A 22,603-nucleotide genomic window follows, 5' to 3' on the forward strand; every position below is an offset into this window, starting at 1 on the left:
TCTCCCTTCTATTCTATCATAATTCAAAAAAGTCACCTCGGTCTGAGGATGGAAAAAAGCGATTGACAGAAGGCTACAAAAAAGGGCGGGATTCTTGTCCCGACCTCTTTAGATCTGATCATTTGCTTCTTTGAGTTTGCCATAAAGAATATAGTCTACGTTTTGCAAATCCGCTATGGTGGCACAGTTAAGGGCACACATGATCAAACGCAGATCGTCTTTCCAGCCTTGGATGATGCTAATCACTTCCCCGACCGAGTAGGTTTCAACCAATTCCAGAACGGTTCGTGACAGTCCTACAGCCTTGGCACCAAATACCATGCACTTAATCATATCAAGAGGATTTCGAACCCCTCCGCTAACCAAAAGTTCGACCTTGTCTTTCCATTCTTGAGCATTGAGGAGGGCTTGCATAGTAGACTGACCCCATTGATTAAGGTAATCACGCTGGCCACTGCGACGATTTTCGATATAGGCAAAGCTAGTACCACCACGACCCGACAGGTCAACCGTTCGAACACCCAGTTCATAGGCTCTTTCGATGGTCTTCACATCCATTCCAAAGCCGACTTCCTTCAAGATGATGGGAGCAGGGATTTGCTTGCTGTAGTCTGCCAGATGCGATTGCCAGCTTCGAAACTTTCTTTCTCCCTCGGGCATGAGTAATTCCTGCATGACATTAACATGCACTTGCAGAAGAAGAGGATTCATCACTTCTACAGTCTGAAGGCCCAACTCAACAGGCTTGTCCAATCCAATATTGGTTCCAAGGAGGAGCTTTGGATGGCTAGATTTGACAGAAAAAGAGGCATCCGTTGGATCTTTTAGAGCTGCGCTATAAGAGCCCGTTACAAATAAAATCCCACAGGCTTCTGCCACCTGAGCCAGTTTTTGATTGATTTCTCTCCCCTTATCGCTCCCACCTGTCATGGCATTGATATAAAAAGGAAAGTCCCACTTTCGACCTGCAAACTCTGTAGACAAATCAATCTCATCCAGGTCATAAAGAGGCAGGGAAGAATGAATTAACTCCACCTCATCAAAGCTATTATAGGAACTTTTCTGCTCAAGGGCATAGCGGATATGCTCGTCCTTACGATTTGTCGTCATGTCCTATCCTTTCTTGGTATAAGAGCTCAATCCCCAGATCGGCCCAACGGTTTTTTAAGGTTTCAGTTGATTGCACATCAAAACTCAAGGCAATCCCACAGTCACCACCACCAGCGCCACTGCTCTTGGCAACAGCCCGTAAATCTTGACTGGCTTCTTTCAACTGTCTCAGTGAAGGCGTGTAAATATCTGGGCTCAAACCTTCTAAAAGTTGACTGGCTACTTCTACTTGCTTGATGACTTCTTCTGCATTCCCCTGCTCCAAGGCTTCTACCAAAGCAGATACCGTTGCTTTTGAGGAACTTAAAAAATTCTGGTCTATGTTTTGCTTGATTTGCTTGACCATATCACTAGACACAGCTACTTCCTTGGTCCATCCCACTAGGAAATCACATTCTAGAGCAGGTTGTACGTGTGAGATGGAAAATTCCCAATCACGCTCCAAAACCGTTGCCAAGCTTTCTTCGTCCAACCAAGCAGTCACCTTTTGGCGATCAAATGACTGGTAGAGAACCAAATCTTCTGCCACAATACAGGCAAGGTCTCCCATGGAACCATTGTCTCCTCGCTTGAGCAAGACAGCGCTAGCCAGCTTGAACAAGAGTTCCTGATCAACCGTAATATCATATAGAGCCAGCAGGGCCTTGATCACCAAGACAACGACGCTACCGCTAGAACCTAGACCAAACTTTTTCCCTTCTCGTTCCATTTTTCCACGGATTTCCAAGGAAAAAGGTCGCAAAGTCTGACCACGAACAGCAAGGAAGCCTCCCACCAAAGCAATCGTTTCTTGAATCAAGCTGTAGTCAGGATTTGGCGTCAAGTCCACTGCGAAATCAAACATATCTGAGTAAATACGGTAGCGATCAGAAAAGGTAATCTCAGCCTTCATATAGATGGGGATGGCCTTTATCAAGGCTAATTGCCCTGGCTCTAGAATAGCATACTCACCCGCCCAATAGAGTTTCCCGCAAGTTTTAACAGCAATCATCTTGACTCAAATCCTTTGTTTTTGACACAATCAAGCGAAAATGTTGACCGAAGATTTCTGATAAATGATCCAAGTCTTTCTCCTGACAGAGAACCTTGACATTGGGACCAGCATCCATGGTAAAGTAGCAGACTTCTCCTTGCTCACGAAGCTGGCGGACAAAGTCCATGGCTTCATAGCTTGCATCGGTCAGATAAGAAAAGGCTGGTGATGCTGTTTTGGTCGTAGCGTGCATAGCAAGGGCATTTTTCTCCGTTAATTCACCAACCTTGGCAAAGTCATTTTCCTTGAGATAGACCAGCATATCCTGATAATCCTTCTCAGATTGACGCACCCAGTCGTCAAAAGTCGTCGAGGTTTCCACACAAAGTTTCATCCCATCACGGCTAGAAATTGGTTTTTTCTTATCCTCTAGCACCAACATGATCATAGCTAGTTTCAAGTCTGTCTCTACAGGGTAAATCTCCCCACTATCCTTATCCCAAGCACCTAGTGGTCCATAAAAACTACGAGAGGAAGAACCTGAAGCGAACTTAGCCTCCTGCGCCAACTGACTCCGATTCAAACCAAGCTTGAAATAAGCATTACAAGCCTTGACCAAGGCGGACAAACCACTAGAACTAGAGGACAAGCCCGCCGCAGTCGGCATATTGTTTTGGGTATCAATACGGACAAAGCCCCCACCATCTGGACGGTAGCGGTCAATAATCTTACTCATCTTAGTATGTTCAGCATCATTTTGTAACTGACCATTGATATAAAATGCATCAGCCGTCGCATCCTTCGGTAGAGGCGACAAGGTCGTCTCTGTGTACATGTTTTCCAACGTCAGAGAGATGCTGCTAGTAGCAGGAACCATCTCTTTTTCTTTTTTCTTTCCCCAATATTTGATAATGGCAATATTTGCGTAGGAACGTACTGTTACAGGCTCTCGATCCATGTCTGAACAGCTCCTTTCTCTTCTAATCGTTTTGTTAGTTCTTGAGCGTGTGTCAAATTGGTTGCCAAGGCTATGATACAGCCTCCTAGCCCACCACCACTCATCTTGGCACCTAGAGCACCATGGCTAAGAGCCGTTTCAACGAGGGAGTCTGCCTCAGGGCTGCTGACACCAATTTCTTTTAAATGTAAATGCGCTTGACTGAGGATTTGTCCCAGTTTTTCAGCATCTTTTCGTCTAATCGCATCTTCTGCCTGCTGGGTCAATTCTCCCAAGGCATGCAAAAACGGTAGGGCATCCTTCCCCTTGCTTTGAACCACTTGGATGGCTTCACGAGTGTGGCCATACACGCCCGTATCAGCAATGACCAAATAGGCAGATAGGTTCATCTCAAGTTCTGTAAAACCAACATTCTTGATAAAGCGAATGGGTTGGTCACTGAGGCAGGTCTTGGCATCCAACCCGCTTGGATTCATATGGGCAATCATCTCAGCCCGATTGACCAAGATTTCTAATACATCATGAGGCAGATCGGCCTGATAGTAGTCAAATACCGCACGAATGGCCGCTATACTGATAGCCGCTGACGAACCCATTCCCCGTTTTTCAGGGATAGCCGAGTCAATCACACAGCGAATGCAAGCCTCTTTAATCTCCAAATATTCTAGCGAGGCATAAACTGCCATGGACAAGGTATCCTCTTCATACAGACGCCAAGGACTCGCTGCAGGGACAACCTTACATGTCACCTCCACCTCCAAAAGAGGCAAGGAAATAGCAGGATAGCCGTAAACGACCGCATGCTCCCCTATTAAAATTATCTTACTATGTGCCTGACCGACACCAACTTTGTTTGTCATTTTTTCCTTTTGCTAGACGAAAAGACCGTCTCATTTTTCATACAAGTATTTATTCTTTCCTATCTATTTTATTATATTTTCACAAAAAAAGCGATTGTTTCCTTCACAATCGCCTCTTTCATTATTGGACCCATTCGCCATTATAGTTGACGTAGTAGCCATCTACTCTTGTACTAACTGCTAAAGCACCTGAACTATAAGCGTAGTACCATTTGCCATTGACCTGGAACCAGCCTGTCTTCATATCTCCATTACTTGCATGTAGATAGTACCAAGTCGAACCATCCTGATACCAACCAGTTGCCATAGCTCCTGATGAACGGAGGTAGTACCACTTGTTCCCAAGGTATTGCCAGCCCGTTTTCATATCGCCATTTGGCTCGTCTAAATAATACCAAGTGGAGCCTTCCTGATACCAACCAGTTGCCATAGCTCCTGATGAACGGAGATAGTACCATTTATTACCAAGATATTTCCAACCAGTTTGCATAATGCCAGTTTCTGGGTCTAGGTAGTACCAAGTCGAATCATCGTTTATCCAACCCGCACGTCTCTCACCACCAAGGTAGTCTTTCCCTAAATGACCTGTTTTTGCTAGATAGTACCAGTTAGATTGATCGTAGAGCCAACCTGTTTTTAAAGAATGATCTTGGCCAAAGTAATAGTTTGCTAATTTAAGAACTTCTGGGCCTTCAAATCCTTCACCATGTTTTTTGCCAACATTTAATGAATCCTTAATCTCTAATTGTTGCCAGCCAACAAATTCTTGGAGAGTCCCATCTTGTCCAAAGTAGTACCACTTCTGTTGAAGGCCAATTTCGAAAACTGGACGATTATCAAATAGATTATCTCGATAGCCTGTTCCTGGAATTTCTATGTATTGCCAACCGACAACCATCTCTCCTCCATCACCAAAATAGTGGGTTTTACCGTCTATTTTATGCCAATAGATTGCTTTATGGTCATCTTTTATATAGTATTTTCTATTATCCTTATCAACAAACTGTCCACCTGTGGTATCTGCCAATACTGTACTTGTCGCTAGCAAACCAAAGAAAAAGACTGCGAGTCCAGCTTGCATCATTTTTTTCAAAAATTTCATTTTAGTATCCTCCACGATTAATTGTAGCAAAGGCCTGACTGCATGTCAATATATAGAAATTCCTCAAAAAAAGCAGTTACACAACTGCAACTGCTTTTCTATTCTTGCATGGTGTAACCAACACCACGCACGGTTTTAATGTAGCTTTTTTGACCTTTTACATCAAGTTTGCTACGTAGATAACGGATATAAACATCCACGATATTGGTTTCTGTCGCACTTTCGTACTTCCAAACACTTTCCAATAGCTGCTCACGAGTCAAGACTTTCTTGCTTCCCATAAGAGTAGCCAAAAGGTCATACTCACGACGCGTCAGAGCAATCATCTCCTCGCCACGATAAACAGTATGATGTTCTACATCCATACGCAGATTGCGGTAAGACGTTGGGACCTTCATCTGACTACAGTGTTGGTCGATAAAGTCCCGACCTCGAAAAATCGCTGAAATACGAGCTACCAGTTGATCAATAATCACTGGCTTATAGATGTAAGAAACGGCGAAGCGCTGGATTGTCTCAATCTGGGCTTGCAATTCTTCGCGATGGTCCAAGACCATGATTACTGAGGCTGGTTTTGTTCGACTCAGCTTATCTGCAAAATCCTGGGCCGTCATATCCCCCAGATGAGCATTCAGTAAAATCAAGTCATAATCCGTCTGGAGAGCCATGGAAAGGGCTTTTTGCCCCTCCTCGACCAGATCAACACGGTATTGCTCTTTTTGGAGTTCCAGACTGAGAAAACGAGCGAGATTTCGTTCTTTCTCAAGTAATAAAATCCGTTTCCCCATGGCAGACCTACTTATTTTTCGTCATACCAAGAGTAGTGGAATGTTCCTTCTTTGTCTTTACGTTGGTAAGTGTGGGCACCAAAGTAGTCACGTTGTGCTTGGATTAAGTTAGCAGGAAGGTCTGCTGAACGATAGCTATCAAAGTAAGTAATAGCTGCTGAGAAGGTTGGTACTGGTACACCAGCTTGAACCGCAAGAGCTACGATATCACGCACTGCTTGTTGGTATTTAGCAGTAACATCCAAGAAGTATTCATCCAAGAGAAGGTTTGCAAGGTCTGCATCACGGTTGTAAGCATCTGTAATCTTTTGCAAGAAACGAGAACGGATGATACAGCCATCACGCCAGATAGAGGCGATGTCTGCAAATGGCAAGTTCCAGTTATTTTCTTTAGAAGCCACACGCAATTGAGCAAAACCTTGTGCGTAAGAAATGATTTTTGAGAAGTAAAGAGCTTGACGAATCTTTTCGATCAACTCAGCCTTGTCACCTTCAAATTTGAAGGCAGCTGGTTTTGGAAGCACCTTGCTAGCATGTACACGCTCTTCTTTGTATGTAGAGATGTAACGTGCAAATACTGACTCAGTGATGAGTGACAATGGCACACCAAGGTCAAGTGATGATTGGCTAGTCCATTTACCAGTCCCCTTATTACCTGCAGCATCAAGGATGTAGTCTACGATTGGTCCATCCTGACCTTCATCGTCTTTACGGCTCAAGATATCAGCTGTGATTTCGATCAAGTAGCTGTCCAATTCACCCTTGTTCCACTCAGTAAAGATTTCAGCCATGTCTTCTGCAGAAAGGCCTAGCAAGTGTTGCATCAAGTCATAGCTTTCTGCGATCAATTGCATATCCCCATACTCGATACCGTTGTGAACCATTTTCACATAGTGACCAGCTCCATCAGGACCGATGTAAGTTACACATGGTTTGCCATCTTCTGGTGCTTTAGCTGAGATTTCTTCAAGAACATCAGCAACCAATTCGTAGGCTTCTTTTTGTCCACCAGGCATGATAGAAGGACCTTCAAGGGCACCTTTTTCACCACCAGAAACTCCAGTACCGATAAAGTTGATACCTGAGTTTGCCAATTCTTCATTACGACGGATGGTATCTTTGTAGAAAGTGTTTCCTCCGTCAATCAAGATATCGCCCTTGTCAAGGTGAGGAAGAAGAGCTTGGATAGTTGCATCTGTACCAGGTCCAGCTTGAACCATGAGCATGATACGGCGAGGTTTTTCGATAGATTGAACGAAAGACTCCACATCGTAGCTTGGAACAAATTTCTTTTCAGGATGGCAAGCAATTACATCTTCTGTTTTTTCTTTACTACGGTTGTAAATGGCAACTGTATAGCCACGAGATTCGATATTTAGGGCAAGGTTACGACCCATTACGGCCATACCTACGACACCAAAGTTAGCTTTTGTCATGTGACACTCCTCTTGTTTAATATGTTTTATTTTATCATTTTTACCTATGAAAGGAAAGAATTTTGTAACGGACTCCTAGTAATCCAAATCATCTGCGTGACCAGCTCCATTACCGACAAAGTATCCAGTCTTACAGTTAAGAGTGAAAAGATAGGTTCCATCTGGTTTGTAAAGGTTATAATAACCATTTCCGTTTACGATATTAACCCGTTCTAGGATATATTGGTTGCCAGTGATATAACCACGAGCACGTGATGTTGCTAGGATTTGTTCCAAAACACCATCAGCAAAAGTCCAGGCAGGGTTGTTGCTATCGTCTACAGCTGATTGGTTGTACGGTACACGGCTGACACTTCTTTGAAGGTTGACACCATCGCTAGACAAACCTCCATTTTCTGGTCTGCTGGCAGGTGCTGAACTTGATGAAGCAGACGAACTGCTCGTACTGCTATCAGTCGTTGTACTTGAACTTTCTTGGCTACTGCTACTTGAACTTGAACTAGAGGCGCTTGTTTGCTGGCTCTTACCCAGGCTAATGGCCTTATCTAACAGTTTATCTAGCTCTGTATTTCCTGTTTTAATTTCTGTAAATTTAGCATCTGCTTTAACCTTTGCATTGGTATCCAAGACACCATCAGTAATTGCTGGAGTTTCAAACTGATTATTCACTTCTTGCACAGCCTTGATTTGAGTTTCTAAACTATCATACTTAGATTTTGCAAGGGTATACTCTCGACTGCCTTCGAGTTTATCTAGTTGAGCCTTGAGTTGGTTCAACTTGTCAAACTGACTATTTTTCAAGGCTGTTTTATTAGCATCCGTATAAAAGGCATCGTAGAGAGTATTAAACTCTTGTAGAGCCGCTTGTGTTTCTTGATTACTAGAAGATGATTGAGAAGACTGGATAGCTTGGTTGGAGCGAGTTACTTGGCGATAGATATAGTAACTACCTGCCAAGATAAGGACTGCAGCTAAGGCTGAACCGATAATAAACACGCGCTTCTTTTTAGAATTAGAAATTGTTTCTGATTCTACCTGATCTGAACGTGAAAGTAGAGCTGTCTCTTCCTCTTCTTTCTCATCAGCAACCTCTGCTGGCGTTTGCTTTTCCAACACAAGTGGTTCCAAGTCTTGATTTGCCTCTCCCAAAGGAGGTAAAATCACATCCGAGCTTGTAGTTTCCACTGAGTCTGACACCGTTTCTTCTGAAACTGTATCGGGTTCCTCCATGATTGACGCCGACTCTTCAGTGATTTCTGAGACTTCCTGTGTCAATTCTTCTTGAGCCTGAGCTTCCTGCAATTCTTCTTTTTCAAACTGACGAGTTTCGAACTTATCTGCCTCGATCTCTTCGCGGTGCTGTTTGATATATTTATCCAAGATATTGTCTTCAGGCAATACTCCAGCCTCAACCTCTTCATTCTTACGAATTGCTTGACCAACAGTCAAATCTTTTGCCTCGTCAAAGTCGAATTGTGGCTCTTGCTGTTCTTTTTTATGACGATCATGTCTTTTCTTGCTCATGAGTTTACCTTTCTATTTTACCTCTTGGCGTTTCACACGCTGACCAAAGTATTGATACAAATCCACTTTCAAGGTCCCGTTATAGAGTTTTCGTTTTTTATCTGCTGGACTTCCGTACTTACTTTCAAAAGCTTCATCACTCGTCAGGATAAACTTACTCCAGGTTTTCAGTGGTGCAAAGACCTGTCCCATCTCAGCATAAAGTTTCGTAACTCCTGCATCATCAGACAAGCGCTCCCCATATGGTGGATTGGAAATGATAACGCCATTGATCTTGTCTGAGCGCAAATCTTGTACCCGCATTTGCTTAAAGGTGATATCTCCTGCAATACCTGCTGCTTGGGCATTTGCCTTGGCAATTTCTACCATACGAGCATCAATATCACAGCCCATGATATCCAGCTCTATCTCACGATTGATTTTCTTAGCAGCATCAGTACGGACCTCTTGGATTAACCGATCGCTGACCCAGTTCCATTCCTCAAAAGCAAAGAAACGGCGAAGGCCAGGGGCCATCTTTCTGGCAATCATAGCCGCCTCAATACAGAAAGTTCCTGAACCACAGGTTGGATCAATCAAGGGCTTATCTGGATACCAGTTGGAAAGTTGCAAAATGGCCGCTGCCATATTTTCCTTGATAGGAGCTCCACCTTTTTCCGTACGATATCCACGTTTAAAGAGGCTAGAACCTGTCGTGTCAATCATAACAGTTGCCACATCCTTAAGAACGGACACCTCGATCTTAAACTCAGGACCAGTTTCCATCAAAGGAACTCCTTCTGGGCGGGCATAGTGTTTTTGTAATTTCTTCACAACAGCTTTCTTAGAAATAGCCTGAACACTGGGCTCATTATGAAGTTTTGACTTAACACATTTGGCCTTTGAAATCGGGAAACGCGCCCCAAGTGGGAGATAGTTTTCCCAATCCAGAGCAAAAACACCTTGAAAAAGCTCTTCAAAGGTCTTAGCTGGAAAGCTTCCGACCACAATCTTGATGCGATCCGCTGCACGAAGCCAAAGATTGGTCTCAATGATTGCCCGCACATTTCCTTGGAAACGAACACGGCCGTTTTCTACCTGGCAATCATATCCTAACTCTCGCAGCTCACGTCCAACGACAGCCTCAAGACCCGCCGCAGCAGTTGCGATTAAATTAAATTCTTCTTTCATTTCTAGTCTTGCAAGACCTTTCTTTTGTTCACTTTAAAAAATGAGGTTGAGAAAGATTTCTCAGCCCCAACCTATATGCAATTTTCTATAAGCCATGTTTTGTTCCAGAAGTGACTAGGACCACTTCCTTCGATAATCATCTGTCTACCGCTAACAGCATGGAGCTGCTAGCAGTCAGAGTACTACGTTCGTTTCCGTGCACTCCATGCCCCGACCAAAATTTGGGTTGCTAGCTTGAGGGGTTTACCGCGTTCCACTCTCTCTGTTTCCAGAAAGACTCCGTCACTGTGGCACTTTCAAGCCTATTCTGACCTATCCGAAGACTTAGCCATTTCGACTGCCGTAACGATTTCTCGTCCCTAGGCTTATGGATTCGCCTAGCACAAACACTACAGGCATCACAGCCTGTGCTAGCATGGACTTTCCTCATGAAAAGAGATCCTCTTCACGCGATTATCCAAAAATTGCACTCATTCCTTAGTCAATTATCAATCTTGATTGTCTAAGATTTGCTTACCAAATACTTCTTTTTCAAGGCGATTTAAGCGTTTCAAAATATCAAAGTTTGTCATTGAAGTAGAAGCTGTTACGTCAATAGAGTCTGGTTGAGTTGGAGCCGCCTGTGGTTTACGAGACAACTCCTCCTTCAAATCGGAAATTTCTTGACGAAGGGATTTAACCAAAGCCGCATAAGTCTCATAATCCTTAATCACATCATCTAGGAACTCATCCACCTCTGCTTTGCTATATCCACGTACTTCGCGTCCAAACTCTTGTTCAAAAATATCTTTCGCTGAAAATATAATACTTGCCATGTCTCTCTCCATTCTTGATTGCTATTCTTATTATATAAAAAAAGACAAGTAAAAATCAAGGTCAAAGGGTTACTTTTCAGAAAAATTTTCTGCTAGTTCATTTAACTCATCAAATGTTAATTGCCTTGTAACATAGTCCGCTTGATTTTTCATCATTTGGTAAAAATATTGTAACTTAGTTTTGTTTTCTTCATCATAAAAAAGATAGCAAATATCTGTGTTCTCCAGTAAAAATTTCTGATAATCGCGTAATTGTCCCTTGTGCTCATATCGTGGATAGGCATATTTGACAAAATCAACTTGCTTGAATTCGCTCAACTTCACTTGATTGGCTTCATTCCAGTTACTGCCATGGGTTTCAAAATCAAAAATGGTCGCCAGCTGAAATCCATAGTCTATTTTCATGTCTTTTGCCACCTGAAGTACCCAGTACTCAAAGCCCAGAGACCCAGTAAAGACAAGCCAGGTCACCCCTTCCTCCGCTAGACGCTCCAGGTCTCTCCGAATAGCTGTTTTGATAATATCAACGCGAATATCCTTGTCATTAAAGAGACCAAGGTCGAAGGCAGAATAACCTGAAATCAAGGCTGTTGTCATTTTTAACCCTTTCTTTGTAAATTTATGATATAATAGAGTGATGTTATTGTACCAATAAGGAGAATTATGGTCAACTATCCACATAAAATTTCATCACTGAAGAGACAAGCGCCCCTTTCACAAACTAAAAATTTCGCAAATCGGGGAATGTCTTTTGAAAAGATGATCAATGCTACGAACGACTACTATTTGTCGCATGGGTTAGCGGTTATCCATAAGAAACCGACTCCCATCCAAATCGTACGTGTCGACTATCCCCAACGAAGTCGAGCCAAGATCGTTGAAGCCTACTTCAGACAGGCCTCAACTACTGACTATTCAGGGGTTTATGATGGATACTACATCGACTTTGAAGCAAAGGAAACGAGGCAAAAACATGCGATTCCGATGAAGAATTTCCATCTCCATCAGATCCAACACATGGAACAAGTCCTTGCCCAGCAAGGAATCTGCTTTGTCCTTCTTCACTTTGCTTCTCAGCAAGAAACTTATTTATTGCCGGCTGTTGACCTGATTCGTTTCTATCATCAAGATAAGGGACAGAAGTCAATGCCACTTGGATATATTAGAGAAAATGGATATAAGATTGAGCCTGGTGCCTTTCCCCAGATTCCCTATCTCGATATTATCAAAGAACATTTACTAGGTGGTAAAACAAGATGAACAAACAAACTATCCTGCGAATAGCTAAATATATCAGTATCTGCTTCTTAACTCTATTTATCGTAGCTATTATGCTGGGCGGAGGCCTCTTTCTCTACTATGTTAGCAAGACTCCAGCCCTATCTGAAAGTAAACTAGTCGCTACAACGTCTAGTAAAATTTATGACCGCAACGATGAACTCATCGCTGATCTTGGATCAGAACGTCGAGTCAATGCACAAGCAAACGAAATACCGACCGATTTGGTCAACGCTATTGTTTCAATTGAAGACCATCGCTTCTTTAATCACCGAGGAATCGACACTATCCGTATCCTCGGGGCTACCCTACGAAACCTTCGTGGTGGTGGAGGTCTGCAAGGGGCTTCAACCTTGACACAACAGTTGATCAAGTTAACCTATTTCTCTACGTCAACTTCTGACCAAACCCTTTCTCGTAAGGCTCAGGAAGCATGGCTTGCCGTTCAACTAGAACAACAAGCGACCAAACAAGAGATTTTGACCTACTACATCAACAAGGTTTACATGTCAAACGGTAACTACGGGATGCAGACGGCTGCTCAAAGTTACTATGGCAAAGACCTCAAAGATTTGAGCATCCCTCAATTGGCCCTCCTTGCCGGAATGCCTCAGGCTCCAAACCAGTATGATCCATACTCGCATCCAGAAGCCGCCCAAGAACGCCGTAATCTCGTCCTCTCTGAGATGAAGGGGCAAGGTTACATTACAGCCGAACAATACGAAAAAGCGATTAATACTCCGATTACAGATGGACTTCAAAGTCTAAAATCGGCTAATAGTTATCCTCCGTACATGGACAACTATCTCAAAGAAGTAATCGATCAAGTCGAACAAGAAACAGGTTACAACCTTTTAACTACGGGTATGGAAGTCTACACAAACGTTGATTCTAAGGTTCAACAACGTCTCTGGGATATTTACAATACGGACGAGTATGTCAACTATCCAGATGATGAGTTACAGGTAGCCTCTACTATCGTTGATGTCACAAACGGGAAAGTCATTGCCCAATTAGGTGCTCGCCACCAATCAAGTAACGTTTCCTTTGGAATAAACCAAGCTGTAGAAACTAACCGTGACTGGGGTTCTACCATGAAGCCTATTACAGACTATGCTCCTGCTTTGGAATATGACGTTTATGACTCAACTGCTTCGATTGTTCACGATAGTCCTTATAATTACCCCGGAACCTCTACCCCTGTCTATAACTGGGATAAGAGTTACTTTGGAAACATAACACTCCAGTATGCTCTCCAACAATCACGGAATGTGCCGGCTGTAGAAACGCTAGAGAAAGTAGGACTCGATCGTGCCAAGACGTTTCTAAATGGACTAGGTATTGACTATCCAAGCATACACTATGCTAATGCTATTTCAAGTAATACAACCGAATCTGACAAAAAGTATGGAGCAAGTAGCGAGAAGATGGCTGCGGCTTACGCTGCTTTTGCCAATGGCGGTATTTACCATAAGCCAATGTACATCAACAAAATCATCTTTAGTGATGGTAGTTCAAAAGAGTTTTCTGATTCAGGAACACGCGCTATGAAAGAAACAACCGCCTATATGATGACAGAGATGATGAAAACTGTCCTAACCTACGGGACAGGACGTGGAGCCTACCTGTCATGGTTACCACAAGCTGGTAAGACTGGTACATCAAACTATACAGATGATGAAATCGAGAAATACATTAAGAACTCTGGTTATGTAGCTCCAGACGAAATGTTTGTCGGCTATACTCGTAAATACTCGATGGCTGTCTGGACCGGTTACTCTAACCGACTTACTCCAATCGTGGGTGATGGCTTCTACGTTGCTGCTAAGGTCTACCGTTCGATGATGACCTACCTCTCAACAGATGACCATCCAGGGGATTGGACCATGCCTGAAGGCCTTTACAGAAGCGGAGAATTTGTCTTTAAGAATGGAGCACGCAATACGTGGACCCCTTCACCATCTACACAACAAAGTTCGACATCTGAAAGTTCTAGCTCAACATCTGAGAGTTCGACTTCTCAATCAAGCGCAACCACTACTCCAAGCACAAGTCAAACGCAGACGATTCCTCAACAATCAGGCACTGTACCTGCTGAGCAAAACCAACCAAGTCAAACGCAACAATAAGCAAAATCCTGAGAATTTTACTTCTCAGGATTTTTATTCTTTATAGCACAATAGTTTATCCCAACAGCACCATAACTCTTTTAATAGTTTCTCTAACTATTATAGAGGTTATGGAGCTGTCTTTTCACTTTCTCTTGATGCTAAAATTTGTCAAAAGCAAAGGTAATCAGAAGCTATTCCTTTTTCCCTTTCGCGATAAAGAGAGCAGATAGAGCTAAACTTACGCCTGCTAGGAAGAGAGCTGTGTCAGATTTGCTTTCACCTGTTGCCGGAAGCTCCTTCTGATCATCATGTTTAACTTCTGGAGTCTTAGTATCAGCGAGTGGACTTAAGTTCAATTTGTACTCTGGTTTTTCAACTGTCGGTGCTGGTTGGTCTCCTGCTGTACCAAGTGGACCTGTGTACTCTGGTACTTCATGTACTGCTGCTTCTACCGCGTTCACACCACCTGTAAAGTCCAGTTTCTCGACCGTCGGTGCTGGTTGATCTCCTGCTGTACCAAGTGGACCTGTGTACTCTGGAAGCTCATGTACCAAGGCTTCAACTGCATTGACACCACCCTGGAACTCAGGTTTTTCTACTGTTGGAGCAGCTTGGTCACCCACTGTTGCTACTGGGCCTGTGTACTCTGGTACTTCATGTACCAAGGCCTCAGCTGCATTGACACCACCTGTGAATTCAGGAATCTCAAGAACGGGTGCTGGTTCATCACCCTTGCTTGATTGAACAGATTCTTCTGTCAATTCTTGATAGAAGCTCGCCAATTCATAAAACTCAGCCTTGCCGCCTTCCCAGACTAATTTGACGTCTAGAAGAGAGCCACCATTTCGGATAGCGAAGGTTTGGAGACTAGATGTAATGGCACCGAGGTCTGTCCAACTGTCTTGACCATCCTTGAGTGTTCTAGCAAGAACACGTGCTTTCGCTCCTTCAGGTAGACTGGAAACAAGACGAAGGTGGTTAGCTTTGGTTGGTTCAGACAAGTGATACACCAATTCGCCCTTGTCTTTTTCAGACTTGTAGCTGGTCAAGACTTTGCCGTCTACAAGATTATTATAAAGGTTGCCTTGGCTTTCTCCACTACTTCCTTCTACTGTTGGATCATTGATTGGTTTGACAAATTCACCGTCATTGATGACCAATTCTGTAAATCCTACAAAACGGGCATCATAATCCGCCGTATAGAGGACACGGAGATAGTTAGCTTTGACTGGTGTCGTCAATTCACCCTCGATGTAGCGATTTCCTGGCATTTTAGAATCATGTGTCCAACCATCTGTCAATGAATCATCGTGTTGGCTGTTGGCCACACCATCTCCCACTGTCACAACATCTGTCCAAGTTTTACCGTCTTGGCTGACTTGGATCTTACCATCACGAAGGTAGTTTTGAGTTCCGTCTTGGATATAGGCTCTGATCTTCTTGATGGTACGTTCGCTACCAAGCTTCAAGGTTACGTGGCCATCTTTATGGGCATAGTCTGAAAACTCAACGAAGTTATTGTAAACACCGTCAAATAGTTGATCTAGGTTGTTTAGTTTACGAACATCATTGCTGCCGTATGTTGGATGAATGCCCATAGTTGTAGATTCTAGTTTGGTTGGTTGCACTTCTTTGGTTGTTACAAGGAGAGAAGTGGCTGTCACAGCTTGTTCCTGATCTGTTTTGTTGACCAGACGCACATAACGTACTAAGTGGGTTGCGACAGATCTGTCTTTCAACTGGCTAGCTGACGTCCACTCTTGCGCATTTGCAGAATACTCTAGGCTAAGAGCAGGGTTGACTTGGCCTTTGAGCTGGATGCTCTTGATCTGATGGATACGGTCAAGCTTCATTCCTAGATAGCTATGAGCAGGGAGTTTGGTTCCAGCTGGAATTTGAAGTTCGTAACTGCCTAAGCTATCCACTACTGGTGTTTCCTTCAAGGCATCGACGTTGGTGTCTGTTAACTCACTGTTTCCAGAGCGTGTCTCAACAGAGAAGTCCTGAATACGCCACCAGAGGTCGAGGACCTTGGTATTGCGTACTCGGATGTAACGAGCATTGATCGCTCTGGTCACTTCCTTGGTTTGTTCTCCTGATAGGCGATCCAACTCTTGCCATGCAGTTCCATCTGTAGAGTACTCAAGTACACCTGCGGCAAGCTTATCACCCGTTCCTTGGCGAAGTCGTACTTTAGTGACTGACTTGACTTCACCGAGGTCAAGCTGTGCCCAGGCATCTACTGGAGTTGTATTGCTACCGTCAGCATTTGCCATCATGGCTTCTGTATTGTCCTTGCCATCAGTGATTTGACGGGCTGAGGTATTTAGTTTGTAAACTAAGTTTGAGCTTAGACTAACTGTCGTTGCTTGTTGGCTACGAGCTTTTTCAACTGGACGGTTAACTGCAATTTCCTGAACTGCAAACCAGGTGTTTTCGCGATCTGCTGTCGCAATCATGCGAACTGCCTTAGCCCTAATAGTGAGATTTTCAAACTTAAGAAGAGATTCATTTCCGACATAGCTTGGCTCTTTCAAAGTTACCCAGTTATCATTTTCATCTTGATACTGTACTTCTGCCTTACTAAAGGTATCACGTGGATTTGCCTGCGTTCCCATAGCAAAGGTCAAGGTTTGAATCGCTACTGGTTTATTGAACTTCATACCAATATAATCACCTGTCTTGATACTATTTGGTGATTTAATAATCGCATGAGTTGCCAAATCGCCATCCGTTACTTCTGCCAAGCCACCCTCTACACCTGTTCGATTGGTGATAAAGGTGCTGATGATTTGGTCTGGATGCAAGACTTTTTGAACTTCTGACGCTAGGACTTCTTTCAAGGATAGGATAAATGGACGAATATGTTGAACACCTAATTCAGCCTTTTCAAGATGGTCTACATAATGGAAGGTGTGAGTTTGAGACTGTTCGTAGAACTTCAAACCTTTATAGTAGCTGTCCCAAAGTTTGGCTGCATCGTTTGTAGCCATAGCTTCAGTTCCTGTAAGGAAGGCATCGAGAGCATTCATCTGGTCGATTGCATTATCCAACCAATAGTGGATTTGGGCAACCATTTTTTTATCGCCTGATGCTTTATAGAGTTCGGCTGCTTCTTTAATCTTGGCAAATTCTGCTCGCAAGGCTGCACGTTCGGCAGTCACATCCTGACCTGCTTTGAGCTTGGTCATGAAGTCTGTTAATTTTGGAGCCAAGTCTACCGATTCTTCTAGTTTGACGACACGATTATCCATGTTTTGGTTAATCATGTGCTTACCAAGTTCGCGAAAGGCTGCTGATACCTTGCTATCTTCAAAATGACCATTTTCAACAAAGTTGAAGGCAATGTCATTGATTTTCTTAGCTTCTTCTTCTGATTTCCACTGTTTCCATGAGTATTGAGCTCCTGAAAAGAGGGCAATCTTAGATGGTTCAGACTGTTGCATTGGGTTCAACATGATCCCTGATAGCAAGCTTGGATCCACATTTGGATGAAGGAATTTCTCACCACCACCTAGAATTAAGTGTTGTTTGGAATTATCTGTTACTGGCCAGTTAATCCAAAGTGAAACTGGGCGATAGGTCTTGCCACCTGCAGTTAGATTGTTCTTGAGAGTTGAGAGGAAGCTTTCAGAGACTTCGCCCCAAATCTTACCACCAGTCAAGGTCATGGATGTTGAATGTGGGAGATTTTCATTGAGGGATTTCAACTCATCCTCACGTCCATTGCCCCAATACTGACCTGGTACAAAGATCATTTCTTTGCGAAGACCACTGTAGGTTCCCTGCATTTCTGTCAACCAATCCGTCATATCCTTCATCAAGCGGTTGTAACTATTGTAACCACCTACTGGACTTGGAGCATCATCAGCTAGGATACCAAATTCACGGACACCCACTTTCATCAACTGGGTAAATTTGGCTTTGATGGTTGCCAAATCTTCTTGATAATGCGCTTCATTGCCAAAGCGGATGCGGTTGTTCATGAATGGATGGATAGTCCAGACATAGCGAGTTTTACTTTGATTTCCAACACGAGCAAGTTCACGAATTTCTGCTAGTTTTTCTTCTGGATAGAGTTCACGCCATTTCTTGTTGTGGTATGGATCATCTTTTGGTGCAAAGAAGTATTGGTTCAATTTCAAATCGCCACCAAAACGCATGAGCTCTGCACGATCTGCGTTAGACCATGGGTTTCCATAGTAACCTTCGATGAAACCACGGTTCTTGAGCTCTGCGTAATCTTCTACTGTCACATTGCGAAGGACTGGCACTTGGCTTTCCTTAAGCATGTGTTTCAAGGTTGTCAAACCATAGAAAACTGCATCTGTATCTTTTCCGACGATGGAAATCGAGTTATCCTTAATCGTCAAGGCATAGGCATCAATCTTGTCAAAGAGGCCTGCTGAAACCTTGGACAAGTTTTGTTCTGCTTGTGAACCTTGTCCATGCACTCCAAGATAGATATTAGTTGCGCCTGCAACTGCAGATTTACCAGTTGTATAAGATACTTGATTGTCCTGCAAGACACTCTTCAAGCGATTGCGAGTATAAATATCGAGCTGATCACCCATGACCAGATTGACTTGCTTACGAAGAGCCGTAACACCTTCTCCATAAGTCACTTTTTGTGGCGTTGGGAAGACCTTGTACTCTTTCTTGAGGTAGTCTGCGCTCTTGCTTGCAGCTGCAATGCTGTCTTCGCTAGCTGGTTTGCTTGCAGTGAATTGATCCGCCAATTCAACTGTTCCATCACCGGTTTGTTCTTCGTTTGGTTTTTCAGGAGTAGTTGGTTTTTCTGGTTGACTTGGTGCAGGTGTTTCCTGTCCTTCTTTGACAGGTTTCAATAGATGAACTTCAGCCGCACTTGCAAAACCACCAACGCCTTCCAAGATTTTCAACTCAATCTTGTTGGTATCTACCGCCGCAAAGTTAACCGTTTTTTCTTGGGCATTGTTGTCCCAGTTTCCTTCTGAAACCTTGACCATTTGGCCATCTTTTTGCGCGTAGATTTCGTAGCGCGTCACGACACCATTTCCACCACCTGGACGTGGGAGATATGTCAATCCATTGACTTTTTCTGCTTCTTTCAAGGTCATAGTCAGACTGTATGGCGCAGTGTCACCAGTCCATTTAGTATGCCAGAAGGTGTTTGGATCATTGTCAAAGGCCTTTTCAACAGCGCCTTCAGTCGCTGTTCCTGGCAATTCTTGGCTACTTGCAGTAGCAGTGAATTTGTCATTTGCAATCAAACGAGGATTTACAAAAGGTTTATCAGTCAACTCAGCGCTATGCAAGATTCCTTTAAACCCGCCAATGCTTTCAAGCGGTAATACCAAGCTTGTATGAGCCAAGCGTGGATGCGCAGGATCCGCGATACGCTCAATCTTTTCACCATCCACATACACTTCAGTTGATTGTGGTTTGGTTACGATGGAGATTTGATAACGTTTGTTCTTTTCAAGTTTCTTCTTGAACTGGATATGGAACTGTTCAAATTGATAAGCAAGGTAGCCATCTTTATCAGCTAGATAGATACGGTTGTTCCCACTTGTTGAGAAGGTTTGTTCACCGTCACCAGTGACAGTCACATCAAACTTCAAGACGTGACTTGGACCAACATCACCAGCCAAGCCTTCGATACTGCTGTCTTTCTCAAAAGCCAATCCTTGCTCGCTTGTCTTCACCTTCTTGCTTGCATAGTCCTTCACTGTTTCAGGATTGATGGTAAACAAATCACTTTGATCAATCTCTTTTTCAGGATTTGACTGTGGCGCATAAGGGCTAGTTGGTAGGGTACGTTCTGCAAAGGTCGCAGCCGCACGGTCAGATCCCCAAGTCCGTTCTGCAGTGGTTTGCATGCTCTTGAAGAAGCGTTTAAAGATATCATAAGAGGTCAAACCTGTCTCATGAAGGTCGATATTATCGTTCCAAACCGCATGACCTCCTCCGATAATACTTGGATGAGATGATTCTAGAAGCGGACCTCCACCTGTTCGGAAGTCGTTTGGTGTCCAGCTATTATATTGACGCTCATAGTTAGCATAGTCCCCGTAGGCTGCTTGACTATTGCTTCCACTTGGTACACTATATGTAGGAACATCCGTGATGTTAATAATCTTAGCTCCCTGAGCAATGGCTTCATTTGGTCGTTGCCAGCCAATGCTCCAGATATCAACTTCTACACCATTCCAATCAACCGCTGTTTTACCTCGTTTCGCACTGAGTGATCCCCAGATACGAGGGGTGTAGCCTTTTCCTTTAATGTATTTGATAAGGTCATTGACATAGCGACGATAGCTTTCGCGGCTGCCATAGTATTCATCCGTTCCGATATGAACAGTGGACACGCCATGAAGCGGTGCATCTGGTCCATCTAGGAGTTTGTCATAGACGGATTTGACAAATTTAAGAGTTTCATCATACTTAGTATCCAAGTCTAGCATGGCAACTCGTTCGACATTGTGCTTGCCTGCATAATCGCTCAGACTACCTTGATACATGAGGTCTGGACGAACTTTGACAAAGGACAGGGCATGACCTGGTGTATCAATTTCTGGTACTAGGTTGATATGCAAGGCCTTGGCAAGTTTAATCAGGTTTTGCATTTCTTCCTTAGTATAATGCTCATCTGATGTTAATTTTTGACCATCCTTACCAACAATATCTGTCTCCAAACGGAAACCAGTCTTAGCATGTTCTAGAACATACTTGAGTTGTTCTTCTGGTGTTAAATTCTTACCTGCCAAGTGTTCCTTGAGGAAGATATAGTTATCATTAAGGTGCAACTGCAAGTCGTTCATCTTGTAGTAGGCCATGTTGAGCATGATGTCTACAAGGGTGTCATAAGGGATAAATTTACGACCTGTATCTAGCATAAAGCCACGGTGGCTGAAACTTGGGAAATCACGAATTTCCCCATTTTGTAGGTCTGTTTCTCCCATTTGAAGAAGAGTACGAGTTGCGTAAAAGGCTCCTGTGTTCGTTGCAGCTTCGATGGTAATCACACCATTTTGGATAGTGATGCCATAGCCTTCCTTACCATAACCTTTGTTTTCAACCTTTTTAAACTCGATTCGTTTTTGAGCCTGCTTGTCACCTGTTGCAAGTTCCAATCCACGGCTTGCAAGGTCTGACTGGTAGAAGGTTGCAGCCTGATCAAAGCCTGAATCACCCGTCGCAAGAACTGTATCTGAAGTGATAGAAGATTGGCCTTCTTTCCCATACCATTGTTGAACAGCTGGTGCTACTTTTGGTTTCACACCCACACCCTCGTCCTGATGTAGACCCTTGATGACTACTTCAAATTCCTTAGTGAATGTATGGCTGTCTTTGATTTGTTGCACCATGACCTTGACGCGTTGATCTGTCAAAGGTTTATAGATGTGATTTTGAAGGTCAATTACACCTTGTTTGTTACTGCCGATTAGACTAACCTGACCTGGTAAACTTGGTAGGACAAGAGACTTTCCATCTTCAGCCACATCCAACTGGTCTACTTGGCGGATATCCGTTACCTTACTATGGTCCGGAACGTTAGAATAAGCTCGAATTTCTTGGATTCCAACGTTTCTCCAGCCCATGGTTCCCGCTTGGTAATCAGTGACCTCAAGTTTGAGGTACTTCGCTTTGATACTTTCAGCTAGGTCTACTTTCTCGTCTAAAACTGGATCTCCAGTCTTGGTATGCGCTAGTTTCCATTGTTTTTCTCCATTAGCGCCCACGTCTTCTTGACCTGCGTAGTAGAGACTCCAAGATTTGATATTTGGGTCATTTTGCCCATTTCGAAGACGACGATCCCAGTCAATTTCAACATGTTTGATAAGAGTTGTTTTAGGAAGAGTTAGTTCAAAAGTTGGTTTTGGTACATCTTTGTCTGTTGCCCATCTAGTACTATCATCACCATCAACTGCTTTATCTGCCGTAAAGGGAGTTCCAGACTCATGGTTGTTTGCTGAAGCAGTCGCTCCTTCAAGATGGTTTACATCTTCTCTATCTTCGATTTGCTTTTCAGCTGGTTTTGTTTCGGGCGTAGCAGTTTCAGCTGGTTTATTGTCAGGTTTTGCTATCTCTGCTGGCTTTGGAACTACAGGAGTCGTTTCTGGTGTCGCTTCTCCTGTTCCTTCAGGTTTTGTTCCTTCCGCAGCCTCCTTAGTTCCCTCTTGATTCCCTTCTGTCTCTGCCTTTTCAAGCGCAGCTGCCAAATCATCTGGTAACTTATCCATGGGCTGAACCTGGGTGATGCTTCCCTCTGTTTCTGAAGGTGCTGCTGTTTCTGCTGCCTGAACCATATTGGCTCCAAAGATACTAGCACCAATCATGACTGAGGCTGCACCAACTGCAAATTTGCGGATACTATAATGACAGCGTTTCTCAAAAAAGTGTTTGTCCATATTTCTCCTATTTCCTTTCATCCGCTTACACTAGTAAGCGTTATCATTTCTCCTTTTAAAAAGGAGAGAACCAAGAGGTCCTCTC

14 protein-coding genes and 1 other RNA gene are annotated in these 22,603 nt (G+C 43.5%); 2 read left to right on the forward strand and 13 right to left on the reverse strand.

The annotated features are described in order from the left end of the window. Positions 1–108: 108 nt before the first annotated feature. From fni to GOM47_RS08005, 12 genes are all read right to left on the reverse strand, one after another. A complete protein-coding gene (gene fni / locus GOM47_RS07950) occupies positions 109–1,110 on the reverse strand; it encodes a type 2 isopentenyl-diphosphate Delta-isomerase (protein ID WP_235080452.1) in 1,002 nt (333 codons plus the stop codon). Continuing rightward, the gene (locus GOM47_RS07955) at positions 1,094–2,101 is read right to left on the reverse strand and encodes a phosphomevalonate kinase (RefSeq protein ID WP_235080453.1); all 1,008 of its coding nucleotides are present in this window, start codon (positions 2,099–2,101) and stop codon (positions 1,094–1,096) included. The genes fni and GOM47_RS07955 overlap by 17 nt, the downstream gene beginning before the upstream one ends. Further along, positions 2,088–3,041 (reverse strand): diphosphomevalonate decarboxylase, encoded by a 954-nt coding sequence (gene mvaD / locus GOM47_RS07960; protein WP_235080454.1) that lies wholly within the window; start codon positions 3,039–3,041, stop codon positions 2,088–2,090. The genes GOM47_RS07955 and mvaD overlap by 14 nt, the downstream gene beginning before the upstream one ends. Then, positions 3,023–3,901 carry a mevalonate kinase gene (gene mvk, locus GOM47_RS07965; protein ID WP_235080455.1) on the reverse strand — a complete coding sequence of 293 codons (879 nt, stop codon included), beginning with the start codon at positions 3,899–3,901 and terminating at the stop codon, positions 3,023–3,025. The genes mvaD and mvk overlap by 19 nt, the downstream gene beginning before the upstream one ends. Positions 3,902–4,022: 121 nt before the next feature. Continuing rightward, positions 4,023–5,003 carry an N-acetylmuramoyl-L-alanine amidase family protein gene (locus GOM47_RS07970; protein ID WP_235080456.1) on the reverse strand — a complete coding sequence of 327 codons (981 nt, stop codon included), beginning with the start codon at positions 5,001–5,003 and terminating at the stop codon, positions 4,023–4,025. A 98-nt stretch (positions 5,004–5,101) separates the two neighbouring features. Continuing rightward, positions 5,102–5,791 (reverse strand): DNA-binding response regulator, encoded by a 690-nt coding sequence (locus tag GOM47_RS07975; RefSeq protein ID WP_235080457.1) that lies wholly within the window; start codon positions 5,789–5,791, stop codon positions 5,102–5,104. A gap of 11 nt (positions 5,792–5,802) precedes the next feature. Then, positions 5,803–7,227 carry an NADP-dependent phosphogluconate dehydrogenase gene (gene gndA / locus GOM47_RS07980; RefSeq protein WP_045498904.1) on the reverse strand — a complete coding sequence of 475 codons (1,425 nt, stop codon included), beginning with the start codon at positions 7,225–7,227 and terminating at the stop codon, positions 5,803–5,805. A 75-nt stretch (positions 7,228–7,302) separates the two neighbouring features. Continuing rightward, positions 7,303–8,751 (reverse strand): cell division site-positioning protein MapZ, encoded by a 1,449-nt coding sequence (mapZ, locus tag GOM47_RS07985; protein ID WP_235080458.1) that lies wholly within the window; start codon positions 8,749–8,751, stop codon positions 7,303–7,305. Positions 8,752–8,763: 12 nt separating this feature from the next. Beyond that, positions 8,764–9,921, reverse strand: coding sequence for a THUMP domain-containing class I SAM-dependent RNA methyltransferase (locus tag GOM47_RS07990; protein WP_235080459.1), 1,158 nt, complete (start codon positions 9,919–9,921; stop codon positions 8,764–8,766). An 83-nt stretch (positions 9,922–10,004) separates the two neighbouring features. Beyond that, positions 10,005–10,386, reverse strand: an RNA gene (rnpB, locus tag GOM47_RS07995) — RNase P RNA component class B. Positions 10,387–10,409: 23 nt separating this feature from the next. Further along, the gene (gene gpsB / locus GOM47_RS08000) at positions 10,410–10,736 is read right to left on the reverse strand and encodes a cell division regulator GpsB (RefSeq protein ID WP_235080460.1); all 327 of its coding nucleotides are present in this window, start codon (positions 10,734–10,736) and stop codon (positions 10,410–10,412) included. A gap of 69 nt (positions 10,737–10,805) precedes the next feature. After that, the gene (locus GOM47_RS08005; RefSeq protein WP_235080461.1) at positions 10,806–11,333 is read right to left on the reverse strand and encodes an SLOG family protein; all 528 of its coding nucleotides are present in this window, start codon (positions 11,331–11,333) and stop codon (positions 10,806–10,808) included. Between the two features lie 66 nt (positions 11,334–11,399). Here GOM47_RS08005 and recU point away from each other — a divergent pair, with 66 nt between their 5' ends. Next, entirely contained in the window at positions 11,400–11,996 is a 597-nt protein-coding gene (gene recU / locus GOM47_RS08010) for a Holliday junction resolvase RecU (protein ID WP_235080462.1), read from the forward strand. Beyond that, complete coding sequence (pbp1a, locus tag GOM47_RS08015) at positions 11,993–14,143, forward strand: penicillin-binding protein PBP1A (protein WP_235080463.1); 2,151 nt, start codon at positions 11,993–11,995, stop codon at positions 14,141–14,143. The genes recU and pbp1a overlap by 4 nt, the downstream gene beginning before the upstream one ends. A gap of 173 nt (positions 14,144–14,316) precedes the next feature. On the opposite strand, the gene GOM47_RS08020 is transcribed toward pbp1a, so the two are convergent. Beyond that, on the reverse strand, positions 14,317–22,518 hold the full coding sequence (locus GOM47_RS08020) for an SIALI-17 repeat-containing surface protein (protein WP_235080464.1): 8,202 nt from the start codon (positions 22,516–22,518) through the stop codon (positions 14,317–14,319). Positions 22,519–22,603 lie beyond the last annotated feature (85 nt).

This window comes from Streptococcus oralis (genome assembly GCF_021497945.1).
GTDB lineage: Bacteria > Bacillota > Bacilli > Lactobacillales > Streptococcaceae > Streptococcus > Streptococcus oralis_BR.

What these genes read in the sequence shown, in the direction of transcription:
- fni (WP_235080452.1), bottom strand. Translation starts at nt 1,110, where the DNA reads ATGACGACAAATCGTAAGGACGAGCATATCCGCTATGCCCTTGAGCAG.
- GOM47_RS07955 (WP_235080453.1), bottom strand. Translation starts at nt 2,101, where the DNA reads ATGATTGCTGTTAAAACTTGCGGGAAACTCTATTGGGCGGGTGAGTAT.
- mvaD (WP_235080454.1), bottom strand. Translation starts at nt 3,041, where the DNA reads ATGGATCGAGAGCCTGTAACAGTACGTTCCTACGCAAATATTGCCATT.
- mvk (WP_235080455.1), bottom strand. Translation starts at nt 3,901, where the DNA reads ATGACAAACAAAGTTGGTGTCGGTCAGGCACATAGTAAGATAATTTTA.
- GOM47_RS07970 (WP_235080456.1), bottom strand. Translation starts at nt 5,003, where the DNA reads ATGAAATTTTTGAAAAAAATGATGCAAGCTGGACTCGCAGTCTTTTTC.
- GOM47_RS07975 (WP_235080457.1), bottom strand. Translation starts at nt 5,791, where the DNA reads ATGGGGAAACGGATTTTATTACTTGAGAAAGAACGAAATCTCGCTCGT.
- gndA (WP_045498904.1), bottom strand. Translation starts at nt 7,227, where the DNA reads ATGACAAAAGCTAACTTTGGTGTCGTAGGTATGGCCGTAATGGGTCGT.
- mapZ (WP_235080458.1), bottom strand. Translation starts at nt 8,751, where the DNA reads ATGAGCAAGAAAAGACATGATCGTCATAAAAAAGAACAGCAAGAGCCA.
- GOM47_RS07990 (WP_235080459.1), bottom strand. Translation starts at nt 9,921, where the DNA reads ATGAAAGAAGAATTTAATTTAATCGCAACTGCTGCGGCGGGTCTTGAG.
- gpsB (WP_235080460.1), bottom strand. Translation starts at nt 10,736, where the DNA reads ATGGCAAGTATTATATTTTCAGCGAAAGATATTTTTGAACAAGAGTTT.
- GOM47_RS08005 (WP_235080461.1), bottom strand. Translation starts at nt 11,333, where the DNA reads ATGACAACAGCCTTGATTTCAGGTTATTCTGCCTTCGACCTTGGTCTC.
- recU (WP_235080462.1), top strand. Translation starts at nt 11,400, where the DNA reads ATGGTCAACTATCCACATAAAATTTCATCACTGAAGAGACAAGCGCCC.
- pbp1a (WP_235080463.1), top strand. Translation starts at nt 11,993, where the DNA reads ATGAACAAACAAACTATCCTGCGAATAGCTAAATATATCAGTATCTGC.
- GOM47_RS08020 (WP_235080464.1), bottom strand. Translation starts at nt 22,518, where the DNA reads ATGGACAAACACTTTTTTGAGAAACGCTGTCATTATAGTATCCGCAAA.